Source organism: Pseudomonas sp. LW8, assembly GCF_041956865.1.
Classification (GTDB): Bacteria; Pseudomonadota; Gammaproteobacteria; order Pseudomonadales; family Pseudomonadaceae; genus Aquipseudomonas; species Aquipseudomonas siliginis.
This window is the reverse complement of sequence record NZ_CP168138.1, coordinates 3,671,152-3,689,765: the sequence shown is the minus strand read 5'-3', so window position 1 is coordinate 3,689,765 and position 18,614 is coordinate 3,671,152. Positions and strand designations below refer to the sequence as shown.

Genomic DNA, 18,614 nt, shown 5'->3' with positions numbered 1-18,614 from the left:
CACTTATGTGACTGATGCACCGCATTCGCGAGCAGGCTCGCTCCCACAAGGTTCTTCATCAGGCTTCAGGCCGGAGGCTTTCAGGAGTTCCTGGGTATACGGATGTTGCGGCGCAGCGAAAATCTCCCGCGACGAGCCTTGCTCAACCACCTTGCCGTCCTTGATCACCATCAAGTCATGCGCCAGCGCATGCACCACCGCCAGGTCATGGCTGATGAAGAGGTACGTCAGCCCATGCCTGATCTGCAACTGGCGCAACAACTCCACCACTTGCTTCTGCACCGTGCGATCCAGGGCCGACGTCGGTTCGTCGAGCAGGATCAGCGCCGGTTCCAGCACCAGTGCGCGGGCGATGGAGATGCGCTGGCGCTGGCCTCCGGAGAACTCGTGGGGGTAACGATGGCGGCTTTGCGGATCGAGGCCGACTTCCTCCAGCACGCGAATCACCGCTGCCTCGCGCTCGGCCTCGCTGCCGATGCCATGGGTCAGCAAGCCTTCGGCAATGATCTGCTGCACCGACATGCGCGGGCTGAGGCTGCCGAACGGATCCTGAAACACTACCTGAATCTGCCGGCGCAACGGGCGCATCAGACGCTGATTGAGCAGGCTCAACTGCTTGTTGCCGAAACGGATATTGCCCTCTGATTCGACCAGTCGCAGGATCGCCTGACCCAGCGTCGACTTGCCCGAACCCGACTCGCCGACGATGCCCAACGTCTTGCCGCGTTGCAGGGTGAAACTGACGCCGTCCACCGCTTTGATGTAATCCTGCTGACGGCTGAAGAGTTTTTTCGGCAGGGCAAACCACACCTTCAAATCATCGACTTCCAGCAGGTTGTGCTCGTACTCACTGGGCACTGGCGCGCCGCTCGGTTCCGCTTCGATCAACAACCGGCTATAGGGGTGTTGCGGCGCTTGGAACAGCGTCTCGCAATCGGCCTGTTCAACGATCTCGCCCTGACGCATTACGCACACGCGCTGAGCGATCCGGCGTACCAGATTGAGGTCGTGGCTGATCAGCAACAGCGACATGCCGAGGCGCTGCTGCAACTCGATCAGCAGTTCAAGAATCTTCTGCTGTACGGTCACGTCCAGCGCCGTGGTCGGTTCATCGGCAATCAACAGTTCCGGCTCGTTGGCCAGCGCCATGGCGATCATTACCCGTTGCCGCTGACCACCGGAAAGCTGATGCGGATAGGCTTTGAGTCGCTGCAACGGCTGGCGAATACCCACCAGTTCCAGCAGCTCCAGCGTCCGCGCGCGGGCGGCGCGGCCCTTGAGGCCCTTGTGGATTTCCAGCACTTCGCTGATCTGTTTTTCCACCGTGTGCAGCGGGTTCAGCGAAGTCATCGGCTCCTGGAAAATCATCGCAATGCGATTGCCGCGCAGACCACGCATCTGCTGTTCGCTGGCGTGCAGCAAATCCACGCCGTTGTAGCGAATCGCTCCGCTGCTGCTGACGCTCTGGCCAGGCAGCAGGCGCAGGATCGAATGCGCCGTCACCGACTTGCCCGAGCCGGACTCGCCGACCAGCGCCAGACACTCGCCACGGCGAATATCGAGGCTCACACCGTGCACCACTTCTTGCCCGGCGAAGGCGACGCGCAGGTCGCGGATCTCGATTAAATGGTCTTGCATGTCAGCTCCTCGGATCAAAGGCATCTCGGCACGCTTCACCGATGAAAACCAACAAAGACAGGATCAGCGCCAAGGCAAAAAACGCCGTCAGCCCCAGCCACGGTGCCTGCAGATTGCGTTTGGCCTGGCCGATCAGTTCACCCAGCGATGCGGTGCCTGCGGGCATGCCGAAGCCGAGGAAATCCAGCGCGGTCAGGGTGGCGATGGCGCCGGTGAGAATGAACGGCAGGTAGGTGAGGGTGGAGGTCATGGCGTTGGGCAGAATGTGCCGGCGCATCAGTTCGCTGTCGGTCAGGCCCAGCGCGCGCGCGGCTTTCACGTATTCGAGATTGCGCCCCCGCAGGAACTCGGCGCGCACCACGTCGACCAGCGCCAGCCAGGAAAACAGCGCCATGATCCCCAGCAGCCACCAGAAACTCGGCGAGACGAAGCCGGACAGAATGATCAGCAGATACAGCACCGGCAGCCCCGACCAGATTTCCAGTACGCGCTGCCCGAGCAAGTCGACCCAGCCGCCGTAATAACCCTGTAAAGCCCCGGCGAGAATGCCGATCAACGCGCTGATGGCGGTGAGGATCAGCGCGAACAGAATCGAGATCCGTGTGCCGAAAATCACCCGCGCCAGAACATCGCGAGCCTGATCATCGGTGCCCAGCCAATTGCTTGATGACGGCGGGCTGGGCGCCGGTTCGGTGAGGTCGTAGTTGACCGTGTCGTAACTGAACGGGATCGGCGGAAACAGCATCCAGCCGCCCTGATCCTCGATCAGTTTGTGCACATAACTGCTGGCGTAATCCGGCTGAAACGGCAGCTCGCCGCCGAAATCGGTTTCCAGATAATCGCTGAGGATCGGAAAGTAAAAGGCGTCGTGGTAGCGGATCACCAGCGGCTTGTCATTGGCGATCAGCTCGCCACCGAGGCAGATCAGGCACAGGCCGATAAACAGCCACAGCGACCAGCGCCCACGGCGGTTGGCCTTGAATTGCGCGACGCGGCGCTGGCCCAGAGGCGACAGTGTGAACATCAGGCAGTCCTCGCCGAGAAATCGATGCGCGGGTCGAGCAGGGTGTAGCAGAGGTCGCCGATCAGCTTGATCAGCAGGCCGAACAGGGTGAACAGAAACAGCGCGCCGAACACCACCGGATAGTCACGCGACACCGCCGCTTCGTAGCTCATGCGCCCGAGGCCGTCGAGGTTGAAGATGGTTTCGATCAGCAGGGAGCCGGCGAAAAACACTTCGATCAGCGCCGACGGCACGCCGGCCACCACCAGCAGCATGGCGTTGCGAAACACGTGGCCGTACAGCACGCGCCGCTCGGTCAGGCCCTTGGCTCGTGCAGTGATCACGTACTGGCGACTGATCTCGTTGAGAAAGCTGTTTTTGGTCAGGATCGTCAGCGTGGCAAAGCCGCCGATCACCAGCGCCGTGACCGGCAGTACGAGGTGCCAGAGGTAGTCACCGACCTTGCCCAATGTGCTCAGTGTGGCGAAGTCGTCCGAGACCAGTCCCTGCACCGGAAACCAATTGACGTAACTGCCTCCGGCGAACACCACGATCAACAGAATGGCGAAGAGAAACGCCGGCATCGCATAGCCAACGATGATCGCCGTGCTGCTCCAGACATCGAAGGCGCTGCCGTTCCTGATTGCCTTGCGAATGCCCAGCGGGATTGAAATCAGGTAGGTGATCAGCGTCGCCCACAAGCCCAGCGACAGCGACACCGGCAGCTTCTGCACGATCAGGTCGGTGACCTTGGCGCCGCGAAAGAAACTGTTGCCCAGATCCAGTTGTGCGTAGTTTTTCAGCAGCAGCCACAGGCGTTCGTGCAGCGGTTTGTCGAAGCCGTAATGGTGTTTGATTTCCTCGATCAGCGCCGGGTCCAGCCCACGGCTGCTGCGCCCGGCACCGCCGACCGCCGCGACTTCGCCACCGCCGCCCATGCTGTGCCCGCCAAAGCCTTGCAGGCGGGCGATGGCTTGTTCCACCGGGCCGCCGGGCGCGGCCTGCACGATAAGAAAATTCACCACCAGAATGCACAACAGCGTGGGGATGATCAGCAGCAATCGGCGACTCAGATAACGCAGCATGTCACTGGCCTCCCGCAAGCTGAGCGCTCATCTGCTGAGTCGTCAGCGGCCTGGCCGAGACTTCCCACCAGGTGTTGAGACCTTCGTCATACGAAGGTTGCACGGCGGGCATGCCGAAGCGGTTCTGATACACCGTCGGCGTGCCTTTGGAGTAGTAGTTGGGAATCATGTAGTAACCCCATTGCAGCACCCGGTCGAGGGCGCGGGCGTAATGCACCATGGCTTCGCGGCTGTTGGCCTGGACCAGCCCGTCAATCAGTTGATCGATTGCCGGATCGGCCAGCACCATCGCGTTCGAGCTGCCGACTTGCGTGGCACTTTGCGAGCCGTACAGGCTGTACAACTCGCGGCCCGGGGAGACGATCGGATCGCCACTGCGCGGGAACGCGCAGACGATCATGTCGTAATCGCGGGCGTTGAGACGGTTGATGTATTGCGCCGAATCGATGCGGCGCAGATTGAGCGTGATGCCGATCTGAGCGAGGGTGCGTTTGAACGGCAGCAGCATGCGATCGAAGCCGCCCTGGCCATCGAGAAAGGTGAATTCCAGCGGCTCGCCGGCGGCGTTGACCAGACGATTGTTTTTCGCCGTCCAACCGGCTTCGGCGAGCAGCTTCAGCGCTTGCAGTTGCTTGTCGCGGATGTAGCCGCTGCCATCGGTTTTCGGCGCTTCATAGACCGTGGTGAACACCTCGTCAGGGACCTTGCCGCGCAGCGGTTCGAGGATCTTCAATTCCTCGGCATCGGGCAGGGCGCTGGCGGCCATTTCACTCTTGGGCCAGAAGCTGTTCTGACGCACGTAGAAGCCGCGCATCATCTGTTTGTTGGTCCACTCGAAATCCCAGAGCAGGCTGATCGCCTGACGCACGCGGCGATCCTTGAAGAACGGGTTCTGCAGGTTGAACACGAAGCCCTGAGCGGCGGTGGGTTTGTCCGGGGCGAGGATCGACTGTTGCAAACGACCGTCGCGCAATGCCGGGCTGTCATAGCCGACCACATAACCGGACGAGGAGAACTCGCGGTTGTAGTCGAACGCGCCGGCCTGCAACAGCTGGCGGGCGACGTCGGTGTCGCCGTAGAAATTCACCGTCAGGCTGTCGAAGTTGTACATGCCGCGACTGACCGGCAGGTCCTTGCCCCACCAGTCCGGGTCACGCTGGAAACTGATGCTGCGCCCGGCGTCGACCTTGCTCACCCGGTACGGGCCGCTGCCCAGCGGTGGCTCGAAGCCGCCGCCGTTGGCGAAGTCGCGGGTTTTCCACCAGTGCTCGGGCAGCACGCGCATCGTCGCCAGATCCAGCGCGAGGGTGCGATTGAGGTTGTTCTTGAAGGTGAAACGGACCTGCCGTGGACCTTCGACCAGCACGTCCTGCACGTCGGCGTATTGCTGGCGGTAACTCAGGCTGCCCTTGGTCATCAGCAGGTTGAAGGTGTAGCGCACGTCTTCGGCGGTGATCGGCGTGCCGTCGGCAAAGCGTGCCTTGGGGTTGAGGGTGAAGCGCACCCACAAACCTTCGGGATCGCGCTCGATCTGCTGCGCGACCAGAGCGTAAACCGTGTAGGGCTCGTCCAGCGATCGGAACGCCAGCGGCGCGTAGACCCAATCGTTGACCTGCACCACCGAAATGCCCTGATCGGCATACGGCGTGATGTAGTTGTACTGACCGATCTCCATCGACGCACGGCTGAGCGAACCGCCCTTGGGAGCTTCGGGGTTAACAAAATCGAAATGCTTGAAGCCGGCCGGATACTTCGGCGCCTCGCCGTACACCGTCAGCGCGTGACTGCCGGCGGCCAACGCCGACGCCCCGAAGCACAGCAGCGCACTGCCGAGCAGCAGGCCAGCCATGTTGCGCAAAAAACTCATGAAGTCACCCTTGAAATCCCTGAAGGAACCCGGACCCCCGGTGGGAGCGAGCCCTTGTGGCGAGGGGATTTATCCCCGATCGGCTGCGCAGCAGTCGCAAGATCAATGCATGCGGTACTTCTGATTCTCCGCGTCGGCAGGTCTTGGGGGCGCTTCGCACCCCATCGGGGATAAATCCCCTCACCACAAAGGCTCGCTCCCACAGGGGGAAATGTGTTCTGTTTCCGGTTAGAAGTGGTAAGTCATGCGCGCAAACAATGTCCGGCCCAGCGGGTCGGTGTAGCGCGGGTCATAGCCGCTCTGGAAGTTGTAGGCCTGGTTGGAGAACGGCGGGTTGCGGTCGAACACATTCTTCATCCCGGCATCAACGTCGAGCACTTTGTTGAAGGTGTAACCGGCCGACAGATCCCACACCGAATACGACGCCACCCGCGCGTGCGTCTCGCGGTCGTAATCGTTGTAACCGGTGGTGAAGCGGTTGGTCAGCGCTGCCCGCGCCGCCCCCAGGCTCCAGCTGCCGGTGAGGTTGTGCTTCCAGCGCGCGATCACGCCGTCACCCTGAAAGTCGCCGACCTTGTCGGTGAACGGGCCTTTGATGGTGCTCTGGAAGTCGTACTCGTCGACATAGGTGCCTTGCAGGCCGAGGCCGAACTGACCGTACGGCGTGTTCGGGAAGCGATAGTCGAGCGACACATCGACACCATTGGTTTCGACGATGCCGAGGTTGGCGTTGCCGGTGACGATGTAGTTGAGCGTGCCGTCGGCGTTGCGCACGAAGCGGTCCGGGTAGGAGCCAGCCTGATCGAACACGGTGGATTCCGGGAACGGCTGGATCTGGTTGGAGATGTGAATCCACCAGAAATCCAGACCCACCGACAGATTGCTGATCGGCTGGTAGACGAAGCCCAACGTCACGTTGCGCGCCTTCTCCGGGGCCAGATCTTCGTTGCCACCGATCTGGTTGAGGAACTGCTGACCGCAATCGCGGCCGCCGTTGCCGCCCGGTTGCACCACGCCGCCGGTACACAGCAGCGGATCGTTGTAGTAACCCTGAGTGAACGTGATGCTGCGCGGCGAATACAGCTCGTACAGCGATGGCGCGCGGAAACCTTCGCTGTAGGCACCACGCACCACCAGCTCTTTGATCGGCTGATAACGGAACGAATATTTCGGGTTGGTGGTGCTGCCGAAGTCGCTGTATTTGTCGTGGCGCACAGCGGCGGACAGTTCGAGGCTGTCGAGCACCGGCACGTTGAGTTCGGCATAGGCGGCCTTGACGCTGCGGTCGCCCTCGACGCTGCCGGCCGGGTCGATGCCGAGGCTCTGGATGTCGCCGGCGAACGACTCGAAGTCCTGATGGAATTTCTCCTTGCGGTACTCGCCGCCCAGAGCCAGGCCGGACGGACCTGCGCCGAACCAGTCACCGATTTCACGGCTGACGCGACCATCGAACCCGGCGACGCGACCCACGGCTGTGGAGTAGGCGCCGTGGTAGGCGGCGGCATCGATGTACTGCTGGCCGGCAGCGGTCTGCGGGCCGAACGGGTTGAGCAAACCGCTGGCCAGGCCGTCAATCATCGCCTGATCGCTGACATAGCCACTGGTGACGCTGGAGACGATTTTGTTCTGGTTGTACGAGGCGCCGACGTTGTAATCCCAGCCGCCAACCAGACCATCGAAGCTCAGCAGAAAGCGCTGGCTGGTGTTCTGGTCTTTCGATTCACGCGGGCCGGCGGCAGTCTCGCGCCAGTTCACATCGACCGGCTGCGTCGGGTCGAGGGCGAAATCGGTGGGCGCCGGGGTGATGCCATTGCCGGGGTAGTAGGGCGACGAGGAATCCAGGCTCAGACCAGTCAGTGGCGCCGGGCCGACGGCGACGGCGTTGTTGTTGCGCGACCAGAAATATTCAAGGTTGGCGTTGTGATCATCGCCGAGCTTGGCAGTGGTCTTGCCGAAGAACGAGGTCTTCTCGGTCTGTGGCACCAGATCGATGTATTCACGGGTGCTGAAGCGGCACAAGCCGTCGCGGGCGATCAGGTTGGGGCCGTTGCAATTGCTGTTGGCCAACGGGTTGGTGGCGTTGCCGTTCTGGCTGTAGTTGCCGGGGAACGCGGTGCCGGAGGTCTGATCGAGACCGCGACCGGGCGCGTAGTCGGTGGCGAAGGAGCGGTCGTTGGCGTCGAGGTTCTGCTGCTTGTTGTAGTTGAACACGCCGAGGACGTTGAAGCGGTCTTCTTCCAGATCGCCGTAGCCCCAACTGGCGCTCATGTCCTTGGTCGCGCCGCCACCGCTGTGGGTCGGCGTTTCGCCGCCCAGGGTCAGGGCGCCATCGGTAAGGGATTTCTTGGTGATGAAGTTGATCACACCGCCGATGGCGTCGGTGCCGTACAGGGCCGAGGCGCCGTCGCGCAGCACTTCCACGCGCTCGATGGCCGCAAACGGGATCATGTTCAGGTCCACCGCGCCGCCGGCCGAGTTGGTCCCCGACAGGGCATTGTTGGCCAGGCGTCGACCATTGAGCAGTACCAGCGTCTTGTTCGCGCCGATGCCGCGCATGTCGGCAAATGACGCACCGCCCGTTGCCGCGCCGACGGAGCCGGCGCTGTTGTTGATCGACTGGCTGCCGGTGATGCGCTGCACCAGTTCGGCGGTGGTGGTCACGCCCTGTTTGCGCAGCTCGTCAGCCTTGAGGATGGTGATCGGCACCGCCGTTTCCGCATCGACCCGGCGAATCGCCGAACCGGTCACTTCGACCCGTTGCAGTTGCGTGGTCGGCGCCGCCACGACAGCGGCTGCCGGCGTGGCACTGTTGTCGTCCTCGGCCGCTTGCACGGTCCCGGCGCCCATCCCCATGGCCACCAGATACAGCGGAACGAAACGGTGGCGAGACATCGTTGCCACCAAAGGTTTGAGCGTGAAGCGTGGAGTGTTCATCAGCATGGTTGTTTCCGATTTTCAGACGTTATCGAATTGGCCTTGTGAGCCGCTCATTGCTCCGCTTCCGGTGATACCGCGCGCGGAAAACCACTTTCTTCAAGCAAGCCGATCCCCTCCGAAGACGCGGGGCGTTTTTTCGGTCGGCCGGGTGCGACGGGATTTCTTTTTTTCAGCGGCGCCGGGCGGGTTTTTCAACACCCATCCGGCACCGCACTCAGTGGGTGGTCATCACCGAAATCTTGCTGATGCCGGAGCGTTCGATCGATGCCATGGCCTTGGCCACCTGGCCGTAATTGACGGCGGCGTCGGCCTGCAACTGCACGCGCACGTCGGCGTCTTTGGCCTTGACCTCCCTGAGGCTGGCCTCAAGGGATTCCGGGGCCAATTCGGTCTTGGCCAGATAGAACTTGCCATCCTGATCGACGCTGACCACCACCGGGTCTTTCTTTTCGGCAGGGGCGACGGCGTCGGTTTTCGGCAGGTTGACCTTGATCGCGTTGGTCATCAGCGGCGCGGTGACAATGAACACCACTAGCAGCACGAGCATCACGTCGACCAGCGGCGTGACGTTCATTTCGCTGAGCACTTCATCGCTGTCTTGAGTGGAAAACGACATCAGCTGGCCTCCCGCACGGCGGTGGTGCTTTTGCTGGCAATGGCCTGGCGGCTGATGGAAAAGGCACTGCGCGAGGCGAGGGCGTCGAAGTCGTGGGCGAAGTCGTCCATGTCCGCTGAGGCCAGTTTCAGCCGACGCAGGAAGAAGTTGTAGATCAGCACCGCCGGCACCGCGACGGCGATGCCCACGCCAGTGGCGATCAGCGCGTGGCCGATAGGCCCGGCGACCGCCTCAAGGCTGGCCGAGCCGGTTTCGCCGATGCTTTGCAGGGCTTCCATGATTCCCCACACGGTGCCGAACAAACCAATGAACGGCGCGGTGCTGCCGATACTGGCGAGGATCGCCTGGCCGTTTTCCAGCGAGCGACGTTCCTTCTGGATCTGCTGGCGCAGGTTGCGTTCCAGGCGGTCGGAACGGTTGATGGTGTGCGCCAGTTGCTGCGTGGTGCGCGGCGAATCTTCCACCAGCAGGGCTTCGAAACCGCTGCTGGCGATGCGCGCCAGCGAGCCCGGATACTGGCTGGCGTGTTCGGCGGCGGTGAGCAGGTCCGGCGCGCTCCAGAAGGCTTTGGCGAACTGTTTGTTCTGCGCTTTCTGGCGCAGGTACTGGGCCGACTTGACCAGCAGGATCGCCCAACTGACCACGGAAAACAGCACCAGACCCCAGAGCACACCGGGGACAATCATCGAAGACAGTGAATCGTTCATGGCTACACCTCGCTTGCGTTAATCAGTAATGAGTCGGTTGTGCCGTCATTGCGGCAATTTGAAATCGATGGTCTGGGTGGCGAAGCCGTCGATCGGCGTGTCACCGCGCTTGGCCGGAATGAACTTCCAGTTCTTCACCGCCGCGACGGCCGCCTCATCCAGTTGCGGCTTGCCGCTGGACTTGGTCACCGTCACCGCACCGGCACGGCCGTTGGCCAGCACCTGAATGCGCAGCACCACGCTGCCTTCCCAATTGCGGCGCAGCGCCAGCGACGGGTATTCCGGCGGCGGGTTGCCAAGGCTGGCCAGGCCGGAAATCGCTGCCGACTCCTTGACCGGAGCGGGCGCAGCAGGGGGTGCCGGTGGTGCGCTCGGTGTCGTCGGCGCCGCAGGTGCGGCAGGTTGCGCCGGGGCCGGCGGCGCTTTCGGTGGCTCGACTTTCTTCACCGGTTTGAGTTTCTCGACCGGTTTTGGTTTTTCGATTGGCTTGGGCTTCTCCACCGGTTTGGGCGGCGGCTTGACCGCGTCCTCGTCTTCCACCGGCTGCTCGGGTTCCGGCGGCGGTGGAGGCGGGGGCGGCGGTGGTGGTTCCGGTGTCGGTGGGGCCGGAGGCGTCGGGCTGGTCAGCTCGACGGTCATTTCCGGAATTTCCGGCGGCGTCGGCAGTGGCTCCGGCCGCGCCTGATGGAAGAACCACCACGCGCCGCCGTGTATCAGCGCCGACACGGCGATCAGCAAGAGCATCTGTGGTTTGTTCAACCCGCCGGGTCGTGACGTGTTGGCTGTAAACGCCGGCCTGCCCGTTGCCGGCGGGACCGGCGCTTGCCGCAACGGCCCGGGCAGGGTTTTGTGCTTTACCGCATCGTTCATTAAAGCTCCCTCGGGTCAGATGAAGGGCAATAAGGTGCCGTCCGAACATATGGCTGATGTTCGAGTGAGTGGGTGCAACTTTCTTCAAGGTGTACGCGAGCCGATAGTTGGACTATCTGTTTAAACGGCCTCGAACAAACTTATTGGCTTATTAGTATCTATATCGATTGTTCATTACCCATTCCGTGGCTTGTTGTTGTGTGGAGGCGTGAGCTGTCTCAGGTTTGTTACAGTTTGCAACAGGTGTGCCAGATGTTGCTGAAACCGGTTGAGCGCATATCTTCGGTGTTACTGATGTCGCATTTATATAAGTTTCAAATTCGCATACGGTTTATTCAGCGCGAAGCGGTTCTCAAGTCCTCGCAGAAGGGCTTTTTCCAGAGCGAGTCAGAGGGAACGCTGTATCACGCCAATCGACGGGATAGAGCGGCTGCTCGGTGATCAGGCTTAGCACCTATCGGTGCGTAGCGAATCGATTTGGTGCAGGTCAGTCATTCAGCGGTTCACAGGGCATGTTCCTTATTTTGATTCTGGAGTATTGGCTAACTGCATCACATTCGGGCGTGCGGTTTTGGTGCAACTTCAATGGCGGCAAATCATTGTTCGACAATCTTGTTGTTGTGCCTTTTATTAATTGCCGTATTTAAAAAATAAATAACACTCTGCGCCCGGCGATCGCTCGATCGCCAGGCACGCAAAGTGTGCATTGGGTTTCAGGTAATAAAGGAGAAACGCGCCAGGCTGAATAGGTTCGGCTGAACTTTGGGCTGGATTTGCGAGTGAGTCGGGTATGTCGTACGGCGGAGCATTTGAAGATTCACGGAGGAACTCCTTATTGCCAGCTCGGACAGGCGAACTTTTGGTTCGCTGTCGCACCTTACAAGAACGCGGATAGCGTTCGATGAATGCTCTTGGTGCGGGATGGGCACCGCCAGCGCTGATTGGCGAAGGTCGATTTCGCAAGTCGGCAGTGCATGGGAAAAACGTGCCAATCACGACACATTTGCAGAATTTTCTACGTCAGGCCAGCCAGCCATCTACCCTGTGCAAAGGCCTTATCGGGGGAACGGACATGTACCAGCTCTACGGGCACAAGAATTCCGGCGCGGCTGCCATCGAGGCGGCACTGGAGTTGTGCCAGATCGCCTATCGCTTCATTGATACCGAAGCCAGCGCCGAGGCCGACGAGGCGCTGGGCAAACTCAATCCGCTGAAACAGATACCGACCCTGCAACTGCCGGACGGCAGCGCCATGACTGAAAGCGCGGCGATCCTGATTCACCTGGGCCTGACGTTTCCCAAATCCGGCCTGCTGCCGAGCAAGGCTGCCGATCGTGATCAGGCGATTCGCGGTCTCGCCTACATCGTCAGCAATTGCTACGCAGCGGTCGGCATCATCGATTACCCCGAGCGCTGGTTGATCACGCCTGATGAGAGCGCACGGCAAAACCTGATCGCCGGCACCCGCCAGCGCCTGCACTTCAGTTGGGAGGTGTTTGCCGATCAGTTTTCCGGGGAGCTGTATCTGGATGATGAAACGCCCGGCGCACTGGATGTGCTGGCGGCCGTGGTGAGCCGCTGGGCCGGCAGCCGCGAACACCTGCGCCAGACCCGCCCGGGCTTTTATGCGTGGCTGCAAAGGATCGACCGGCACCCGGTGCTGGCACCGGTGTTTGAGCGGCACTGGCCGGCCTGACGGGCGAGATCGTTCCCACGCTCTGCGTGGGAATGCCTCAACGGACGCTCCGCGTTCGGCGTTAGAGGGACGCGGAGCGTCCCGGGCTGCATTCCCACGCAGAGCGTGGGAACGATCATCACTGACCTGGCGCATTTGCGAGCAGGCTCGCTCCCACAAGGGGATCACGGCGGTGGGCTCAGTCGCCGCGAATGTACTGCTCCAGCTGTTTGATCAGCTCGGCCTGTTCGGCAATTGCCTCTTTCACCAGGTCGCCGATCGACAGCAAACCGATCAGTTGCCCGTCCTCGACCACCGGCAGGTGGCGCAGGCGTTTGTCCGACATGATGCCAAGGCAGGTGTCGACGGTTTGTCGGGTATCCACGGTAATCACGTCCTTGACCATGATGTCGCGCACTGGCGTACCGACCGAAGAGCGCCCGTGCAGCACCAGTTTGCGTGCATAGTCACGCTCGCTGATGATGCCGACCACTTTGTCGTCTTCGACCACCAGCAAGGCGCCGACGTTTTTCTCGGCCATCTTCATCAGCGCTTCGAGCACCATGTGATCGGGTTTGATCTGGTGCACTTCCTGATTTTTCTGATCTTTGAGCTTCAGCAGTTGGGCGACGGTCTTCATGGCGGTTACTCAGGTGTTGTCGTTGTTCATCAAGCATCGTAGACGCAGCCGCGCAGAGCAAGGTGGCAAAGCGGCAGTTAGCGTGCAAAAAACGCCATTTGCCGGAAAAAACTTCTTTGTATCGGTAAATGAAGCATCTGTGGCGAGGGGATTTATCTGTAACAAGGGGGGATTATCTGTGGCAGAGGATTTATCTGTGGTGATGGGATTTATCTGTGGCGAGGGGATTTATCCCCGCTGGCCTGCGCAGCAGGCCCTTTCATTAAAAGCGGGGCCGCTTCGCGGCCAGCGGGGATAAATCCCCTCGCCACAAATGCTGCGTAGAATGGCGTTCTGATTGAAACGTTGAGGTCGCAGTGGTGGATTTACAGCAAGGCTTCGTCCTGACCCGGCATTGGCGCGATACGCCGGCCGGCACCGAAGTCGAGTTCTGGCTGGCGACCGACGCCGGGCCGCGCCGTGTGCGTCTGGCGCATCAGCCATCGGTGGCGTTTATTCCCGCCGCCCAGCGGGAAGCGGCCGAGCGTCTGCTGCACGATGAAAAGAATGTGGAACTGCGACCGTTGGCGCTGCTGGATTTTCAGCATCGTCCGGTGCTCGGTCTGTATTGCCAGCAGCACGGCCAGTTGATGCGCCTCGAAACCGCGCTCAACCGCGCCGGCGTCGACGTCTTTGAAGCCGACGTGCGCCCCCCGGAACGCTATCTGATGGAGCGCTTCATCACCGCGCCGGTGCTGTTCGGCGGCACGCCTGATGCTGACGGCGTGCTGATCAACGCCCAACTGAAACCCGACCCCATTTACCGGCCGAAACTGCGCTTGGTCTCACTCGACATCGAGACCACCGAAAACGGCGAGCTGTATTCCATCGCGCTGGAAGGCTGTGGCGAGCGCCAGGTGTACATGCTCGGCGCGCCGAATGGCGATGCCAGCATTGTCGATTTCGACCTCGAATACTGCGATTCGCGCACGCTCATTCTCAAGAAGCTCAACGACTGGTTCGCCCGCCACGACCCCGACGCGATCATTGGCTGGAACGTCGTGCAGTTCGATTTGCGCATCCTCCATGAACACGCGCGGCGTCTTGGCGTGCCGCTGAAGATCGGTCGTGGCGGCGAAGAAATGCAGTGGCGCGAGCACGGCAGCCGCAATCACTACTTCGCCTCGGCAGCGGGGCGGCTGATCATCGATGGCATCGAGTCGTTGCGTTCGGCGACCTGGAGTTTTCCTTCGTTCAGCCTGGAAAACGTCGCGCAGACCCTGCTCGGCGAAGGCAAGGCGATCAACAACCCATACCAGCGCATGGACGAGATCAACCGCATGTTCGCCGAGGACAAGCCTGCTCTGGCCAAATACAACCTCAAGGACTGCGAACTGGTCACGCGGATCTTCGCCAAGACCGAACTGCTGACGTTCCTGCTTGAGCGCGCCAGCGTTACCGGTTTGCCGGCCGACCGCAGCGGCGGTTCGGTCGCCGCGTTCACCCATTTGTACATGCCGTTGATGCACCGCCAGGGCTTCGTTGCACCCAATCTGGGCACCAATCCACCGCAGGCCAGCCCCGGCGGTTTCGTTATGGATTCACGGCCGGGTCTGTACGAGTCGGTGTTGGTCCTCGATTACAAAAGCCTCTACCCGTCGATCATTCGCACCTTTCTGATCGACCCGGTGGGCTTGATCGAGGGCCTGCAACACCCGGACGACGCTGACTCGGTAGCGGGTTTTCGTGGCGCACGCTTCTCGCGCAGCCGGCATTGTCTGCCGTCCATCGTGGCGCGAGTGGCCGAAGGGCGCGAAACCGCCAAGCGCGAACACAACGCGCCGCTGTCCCAAGCGCTGAAGATCATCATGAACGCCTTCTACGGCGTGCTCGGCTCCAGTGGTTGCCGTTTTTTCGATACCCGGCTGGCCTCGTCGATCACTTTGCGCGGCCACGAAATCATGCTGCGCACCCGCCAGTTGATCGAAGAGCAAGGCCACGCGGTGATTTACGGCGACACCGATTCAACCTTCGTCTGGCTGCGCAGTCTGCACGGCCAGGAAGAAGCAGCGCAGATCGGCCATGCGCTGGTCAAGCACGTCAACGATTGGTGGCGCGCCCATGTGCGCGAGGAATACGGGCTGGAAAGCGCGCTGGAATTGCAGTTCGAGATTCACTACAAGCGCTTCCTGATGCCGACCATTCGCGGCGCCGAGGAGGGCAGCAAGAAGCGCTACGCCGGCCTGGTCACCCGCGCCGATGGCAGCGAGGAAATGGTCTACAAGGGCCTGGAAACCGTGCGCACCGACTGGTCGCTGCTGGCGCGGCAATTTCAGCAGGAACTCTATGAGCGGATTTTCCAGCGCAAGCCGTATCAGGATTACGTGCGCGACTACGTGCGCAAGACCCTCGCCGGCGAGTTCGACGATCGGCTGATCTACCGCAAGCGCCTGCGCCGCACCCTCGACGACTACGAACGCAATGTGCCGCCGCACGTCCGCGCGGCGCGGCTGGCCGACGAATACAATGCCGAGCACGGGCGGCCACGGCAATATCAGAACGGCGGCTGGATCAGCTACGTCATCACCCTGGCCGGCCCGGAGCCGCTGGAGGTGCGCCGCGCCGCCATCGACTACGACCACTACATCACTCGGCAGCTGCAACCAGTGGCGGATGCGATTCTGCCGTTTGTCGACGACGACTTCTCAACCCTGATCGGTGGGCAACTGGGCCTGTTTTGAGTCGAGCAATTGCAGCGTCCATTCATCGAGAATGCCGTGGAAGTAGCGCTCCAGTGCCTGATGGAACAGGCTGTCCTCGGCGCTGAACTGGGCGAACAAAGTCATCGAAGAATGAAATTTCAGGTCATCGGGATGGCCGAAAATGTCTGCAATCGAGCGCTGCGGCACATTCAGCACCAGTTGCGTGCAAGTGCGCAGCCGCGCCCCGAGCAGCTCGTGGGCCAGATAGGCCTGGGCTTCCTCGGCTGAACCAATGGCAAAGCGCCGGGCCATCTCGCTGCCGCCCAACCCGGCGAACTGCGGGAAGACGAACCACATCCAGTGGCTGCGCTTGCGGCCCGTCTCGAGTTCACGCTGGACCCGTTCGAACACCGGGTCCTGAGCCTGGACAAAACGTTGCAGGTTGTACGGGTCGTGCAGATCTGTGCTTCTCATGGCGAAGCCCTCACAGTCGGCAGCTCAGACCATGGCCAGCCGCTGCTTGCGTTGTGGCGCCGGAAACACCTTGTCCAGCGCCGCCAGATCCCCGGCGTCCAGTTGCAACTGGGCCGCCTCGGCATTGAGTTGCACATGCTCCGGGCGCACAGCCTTGGGAATCGCAATCACGCCGTCCTGACGCAGGAGCCACGCCAGCGAAACCTGCGCCGGGGTGGCGTTGTAACGGCTGGCAATGTCTTGCAGAACCGGCTCGGCGAGCATCGCGCCGCCCTGACCGATCGGACAGTACGCCATCAGCGGCAGGCGCTGATGCTGGCACCACGGCAGCAAATCGAATTCGATACCGCGCTCTTCGAGGTTGTACAGCACCTGATTGGTGGCGCAGGCCGAGCTGGACAGTTCTTCGAGGTCATCGACATCGAAATTCGACACGCCCCAACGGCCGATCTTGCCGTCCTCGCGCAGGCGTTCGAAGGCTTCGACGGTTTCCTCCAGCGGATACTGACCGCGCCAGTGCAGCAGATACAGATCGATGTAGTCGGTGCCGAGCCGACGCAAACTGCGCTCGCAGGCTTGCGGGATGCCCTGGCGGCTGGCGTTGTGCGGGTAGACCTTGCTGACCAGAAAGACTTGATCGCGCAGACCGGCGATGGCTTCGCCGACTACCGTTTCGGCACCGCCCTCGGCGTACATCTCGGCGGTGTCGATCAGGGTCACGCCGAGCTCGATGCCCGTGCGCAGCGCCGCCACTTCACGGCTGTGCGCCGAACGATCTTCGCCCATGCGCCAGGTGCCCTGGCCAATCACGGGAACCTGTACGCCGGCCAATTCAAGAGTACGCATTCAAACCTCCTGCCTTAAAGAGTCGATATCTTTAGTGGGCAGCAGGATAGAGCAAGGGTTCCCGGAAGGAAGTCAAGGATGAAACCAGATCAATTGTGGCGAGGGGATTTTGTGGCGAGGGGATTTATCCCCGCTGGGCTGCGAAGCAGCCCCAAAAACCTGCAATAGAACGCTGTCTGATACAGCGCGTGTTGCAGGATCAGGGCTGCTTCGCATCCCAACGGGGATGAATCCCCTCGCCACAGGGGGAGCATGGCAGGTTACTTGGTGGAGAACTTCAGGATCACGCTGTGGGCGTAAGTCTGCCCCGGATCAAGCCGCGTGCTCGGGAAGTCTGGCTGGTTCGGCGAATCCGGATAGTGCTGGGTCTCGAGGGTGAATGCGCCCCAGTGTGGATAGACCTTGCCGCCCTTGCCCTTGACCGTGCCGTCGAGGAAGTTGCTGGTGTAGAACTGCACGCCCGGCTCGCTGGTGAACAGTTGCAGGACCCGTCCGGATTGCGGATCGCTGACTTCGGTGGCGAGCTTGCTGACATCGCCCTTGGTGTCCAGCGCCCAGTTGAAATCGAAGCCGCCCTGTTTCGGCTCGGCGAATTTCAGCTGCGGATGATCAGCCTTGATGTGCGTGCCGATTGCCGTCGGTTTGCTGAAGTCCATCGGCGTGCCGGCGACAGCCGCCAGCTCCCCGGTCGGGATCAGTTTGGCGGTGACTGGCGTGTAATGGCTGGAGTTGATCATGGCGACTTGCTTGAGAATATCGCCATTACCGGCGCCGGCCAGGTTGAAGTAGCTATGGTTGGTCAGGTTGAGCACGGTCGGCTTGTCGGTGCTGGCCTTGTAGTCGATGCGCAGCTCGTTGTTGTCGGTCAGGCGATAGGTGACTTCGGTGGTCAGATTGCCCGGGAAGCCCATCTCGCCGTCTGCCGACAGGTAGGTCAGGGTTACGCCCACCGAATCCTTGTCCTTGGTTTCCTTGGCCTTCCAGACTTTCTTGTCGAAACCTTCAGGGCCGCCGTGCAGGGCGTTGGATTTGTCGTTCTGCGGCACTTGATAACGCTTGCCGTCGAGTTCGAAAGCACCTTCGGCCAGGCGATTGCCGAAGCGGCCGATGGTCGCGCCGAAGTACGCGGTGCCTTTCTGATAGCCCTGCACATCGTCAAAGCCCAACACGATGTCGTCGAACTTGCCGTGTTTGTCAGCGACTTTCAGCGCTTGCAGGGTCGCGCCGTAGGTGATCACGGTGGCCTGCATGCCGTGGCTGTTGCGCAGGATGTACTGTTCGACAGGCGTGCCGTCATTGGTTTTGCCGAAGGCTTTGTGTTCGGCGGTCAGGCCCGCCGCGTTGGCGGAAAGGGTAGCGATCATCAGGGACAGTCCGAGGCCGGAGAGCAGGTGACGGGATTGAAGCATGGTTGACCTTCCTTTTTGTTGTTGTTTTCGTATTGACCGTAGGAGCTGCCGAAGGCTGCGATCTTTTGATCTTCATCTTGATCTTGATTTTTAGAAGCAAGATCAAAAGATCGCAGCCTTCGGCAGCTCCTACATGTCACTAGTCATGCTATTTGAGTCGAGAAAG

The 18,614-nt window shown here is 61.2% G+C and carries 15 protein-coding genes; 3 read left to right on the top strand and 12 right to left on the bottom strand.

Going from position 1 to position 18,614, the window contains the following annotated elements:
• Nucleotides 1-3: 3 nt before the first annotated feature.
• The 8 genes from AB9L16_RS16640 to AB9L16_RS16605 all read right to left on the bottom strand — a co-directional run bounded on the left by AB9L16_RS16640 (nt 4) and on the right by AB9L16_RS16605 (nt 10,723).
• The gene (locus AB9L16_RS16640; RefSeq protein ID WP_375122416.1) at nt 4-1,638 is read right to left on the bottom strand and encodes an ABC transporter ATP-binding protein; all 1,635 of its coding nucleotides are present in this window, start codon (nt 1,636-1,638) and stop codon (nt 4-6) included.
• A 1-nt stretch (nt 1,639) separates the two neighbouring features.
• Nucleotides 1,640-2,662: an ABC transporter permease gene (locus AB9L16_RS16635; protein WP_056788667.1), complete on the bottom strand. Its 1,023-nt coding sequence runs from the start codon at nt 2,660-2,662 to the stop codon at nt 1,640-1,642.
• Nucleotides 2,662-3,726, bottom strand: coding sequence for a microcin C ABC transporter permease YejB (locus tag AB9L16_RS16630; protein WP_150741201.1), 1,065 nt, complete (start codon nt 3,724-3,726; stop codon nt 2,662-2,664). The genes AB9L16_RS16635 and AB9L16_RS16630 overlap by 1 nt, the downstream gene beginning before the upstream one ends.
• Nucleotide 3,727: 1 nt before the next feature.
• Entirely contained in the window at nt 3,728-5,593 is a 1,866-nt protein-coding gene (locus tag AB9L16_RS16625; protein ID WP_375122415.1) for an extracellular solute-binding protein, read from the bottom strand.
• A 228-nt stretch (nt 5,594-5,821) separates the two neighbouring features.
• On the bottom strand, nt 5,822-8,533 hold the full coding sequence (locus AB9L16_RS16620) for a TonB-dependent receptor (RefSeq protein WP_375122414.1): 2,712 nt from the start codon (nt 8,531-8,533) through the stop codon (nt 5,822-5,824).
• 211 nt (nt 8,534-8,744) lie between these two features.
• Nucleotides 8,745-9,146 (bottom strand): biopolymer transporter ExbD, encoded by a 402-nt coding sequence (locus AB9L16_RS16615; RefSeq protein ID WP_073471362.1) that lies wholly within the window; start codon nt 9,144-9,146, stop codon nt 8,745-8,747.
• Nucleotides 9,146-9,853 carry a MotA/TolQ/ExbB proton channel family protein gene (locus AB9L16_RS16610; protein WP_041477200.1) on the bottom strand — a complete coding sequence of 236 codons (708 nt, stop codon included), beginning with the start codon at nt 9,851-9,853 and terminating at the stop codon, nt 9,146-9,148. Before AB9L16_RS16610 ends, AB9L16_RS16615 begins: the two co-directional genes overlap by 1 nt.
• Before the next feature lie 45 nt (nt 9,854-9,898).
• Nucleotides 9,899-10,723 (bottom strand): energy transducer TonB, encoded by an 825-nt coding sequence (locus tag AB9L16_RS16605; protein ID WP_375122413.1) that lies wholly within the window; start codon nt 10,721-10,723, stop codon nt 9,899-9,901.
• Nucleotides 10,724-11,795: 1,072 nt separating this feature from the next.
• On the opposite strand from AB9L16_RS16605, the gene AB9L16_RS16600 reads away from it, so the two are divergent.
• Nucleotides 11,796-12,419: a glutathione S-transferase N-terminal domain-containing protein gene (locus AB9L16_RS16600; RefSeq protein ID WP_041477196.1), complete on the top strand. Its 624-nt coding sequence runs from the start codon at nt 11,796-11,798 to the stop codon at nt 12,417-12,419.
• A gap of 178 nt (nt 12,420-12,597) precedes the next feature.
• Here the strand turns inward: AB9L16_RS16600 and AB9L16_RS16595 are convergent, their stop codons facing one another.
• Nucleotides 12,598-13,038 (bottom strand): CBS domain-containing protein, encoded by a 441-nt coding sequence (locus AB9L16_RS16595; RefSeq protein WP_041477195.1) that lies wholly within the window; start codon nt 13,036-13,038, stop codon nt 12,598-12,600.
• 22 nt (nt 13,039-13,060) lie between these two features.
• On the opposite strand from AB9L16_RS16595, the gene AB9L16_RS16590 reads away from it, so the two are divergent.
• Both AB9L16_RS16590 and AB9L16_RS16585 read left to right on the top strand, forming a co-directional pair.
• The gene (locus tag AB9L16_RS16590) at nt 13,061-13,336 is read left to right on the top strand and encodes a hypothetical protein (protein WP_375122411.1); all 276 of its coding nucleotides are present in this window, start codon (nt 13,061-13,063) and stop codon (nt 13,334-13,336) included.
• A 61-nt stretch (nt 13,337-13,397) separates the two neighbouring features.
• Nucleotides 13,398-15,758, top strand: a complete 2,361-nt coding sequence (locus AB9L16_RS16585; RefSeq protein ID WP_353188408.1) for a DNA polymerase II — start codon at nt 13,398-13,400, stop codon at nt 15,756-15,758.
• On the opposite strand, the gene AB9L16_RS16580 is transcribed toward AB9L16_RS16585, so the two are convergent.
• The 3 genes from AB9L16_RS16580 to AB9L16_RS16570 all read right to left on the bottom strand — a co-directional run bounded on the left by AB9L16_RS16580 (nt 15,723) and on the right by AB9L16_RS16570 (nt 18,448).
• Nucleotides 15,723-16,193, bottom strand: a complete 471-nt coding sequence (locus tag AB9L16_RS16580; RefSeq protein ID WP_056788700.1) for a DUF1810 domain-containing protein — start codon at nt 16,191-16,193, stop codon at nt 15,723-15,725. The genes AB9L16_RS16585 and AB9L16_RS16580 overlap by 36 nt on opposite strands.
• A 24-nt stretch (nt 16,194-16,217) precedes the next feature.
• On the bottom strand, nt 16,218-17,039 hold the full coding sequence (locus AB9L16_RS16575) for an aldo/keto reductase (protein WP_375122410.1): 822 nt from the start codon (nt 17,037-17,039) through the stop codon (nt 16,218-16,220).
• Between the two features lie 260 nt (nt 17,040-17,299).
• Nucleotides 17,300-18,448, bottom strand: coding sequence for an aldose epimerase family protein (locus tag AB9L16_RS16570; RefSeq protein WP_056788705.1), 1,149 nt, complete (start codon nt 18,446-18,448; stop codon nt 17,300-17,302).
• Between the last annotated feature and the right edge of the window lie 166 nt (nt 18,449-18,614).

Bases quoted from the DNA above. Each gene is read 5' to 3' on its own strand.
- AB9L16_RS16640 (WP_375122416.1), bottom strand. From the start codon at position 1,638: ATGCAAGACCATTTAATCGAGATCCGCGACCTGCGCGTCGCCTTCGCC.
- AB9L16_RS16635 (WP_056788667.1), bottom strand. From the start codon at position 2,662: ATGTTCACACTGTCGCCTCTGGGCCAGCGCCGCGTCGCGCAATTCAAG.
- AB9L16_RS16630 (WP_150741201.1), bottom strand. From the start codon at position 3,726: ATGCTGCGTTATCTGAGTCGCCGATTGCTGCTGATCATCCCCACGCTG.
- AB9L16_RS16625 (WP_375122415.1), bottom strand. From the start codon at position 5,593: ATGAGTTTTTTGCGCAACATGGCTGGCCTGCTGCTCGGCAGTGCGCTG.
- AB9L16_RS16620 (WP_375122414.1), bottom strand. From the start codon at position 8,533: ATGCTGATGAACACTCCACGCTTCACGCTCAAACCTTTGGTGGCAACG.
- AB9L16_RS16615 (WP_073471362.1), bottom strand. From the start codon at position 9,146: ATGTCGTTTTCCACTCAAGACAGCGATGAAGTGCTCAGCGAAATGAAC.
- AB9L16_RS16610 (WP_041477200.1), bottom strand. From the start codon at position 9,853: ATGAACGATTCACTGTCTTCGATGATTGTCCCCGGTGTGCTCTGGGGT.
- AB9L16_RS16605 (WP_375122413.1), bottom strand. From the start codon at position 10,723: ATGAACGATGCGGTAAAGCACAAAACCCTGCCCGGGCCGTTGCGGCAA.
- AB9L16_RS16600 (WP_041477196.1), top strand. From the start codon at position 11,796: ATGTACCAGCTCTACGGGCACAAGAATTCCGGCGCGGCTGCCATCGAG.
- AB9L16_RS16595 (WP_041477195.1), bottom strand. From the start codon at position 13,038: ATGAAGACCGTCGCCCAACTGCTGAAGCTCAAAGATCAGAAAAATCAG.
- AB9L16_RS16580 (WP_056788700.1), bottom strand. From the start codon at position 16,193: ATGAGAAGCACAGATCTGCACGACCCGTACAACCTGCAACGTTTTGTC.
- AB9L16_RS16575 (WP_375122410.1), bottom strand. From the start codon at position 17,039: ATGCGTACTCTTGAATTGGCCGGCGTACAGGTTCCCGTGATTGGCCAG.
- AB9L16_RS16570 (WP_056788705.1), bottom strand. From the start codon at position 18,448: ATGCTTCAATCCCGTCACCTGCTCTCCGGCCTCGGACTGTCCCTGATG.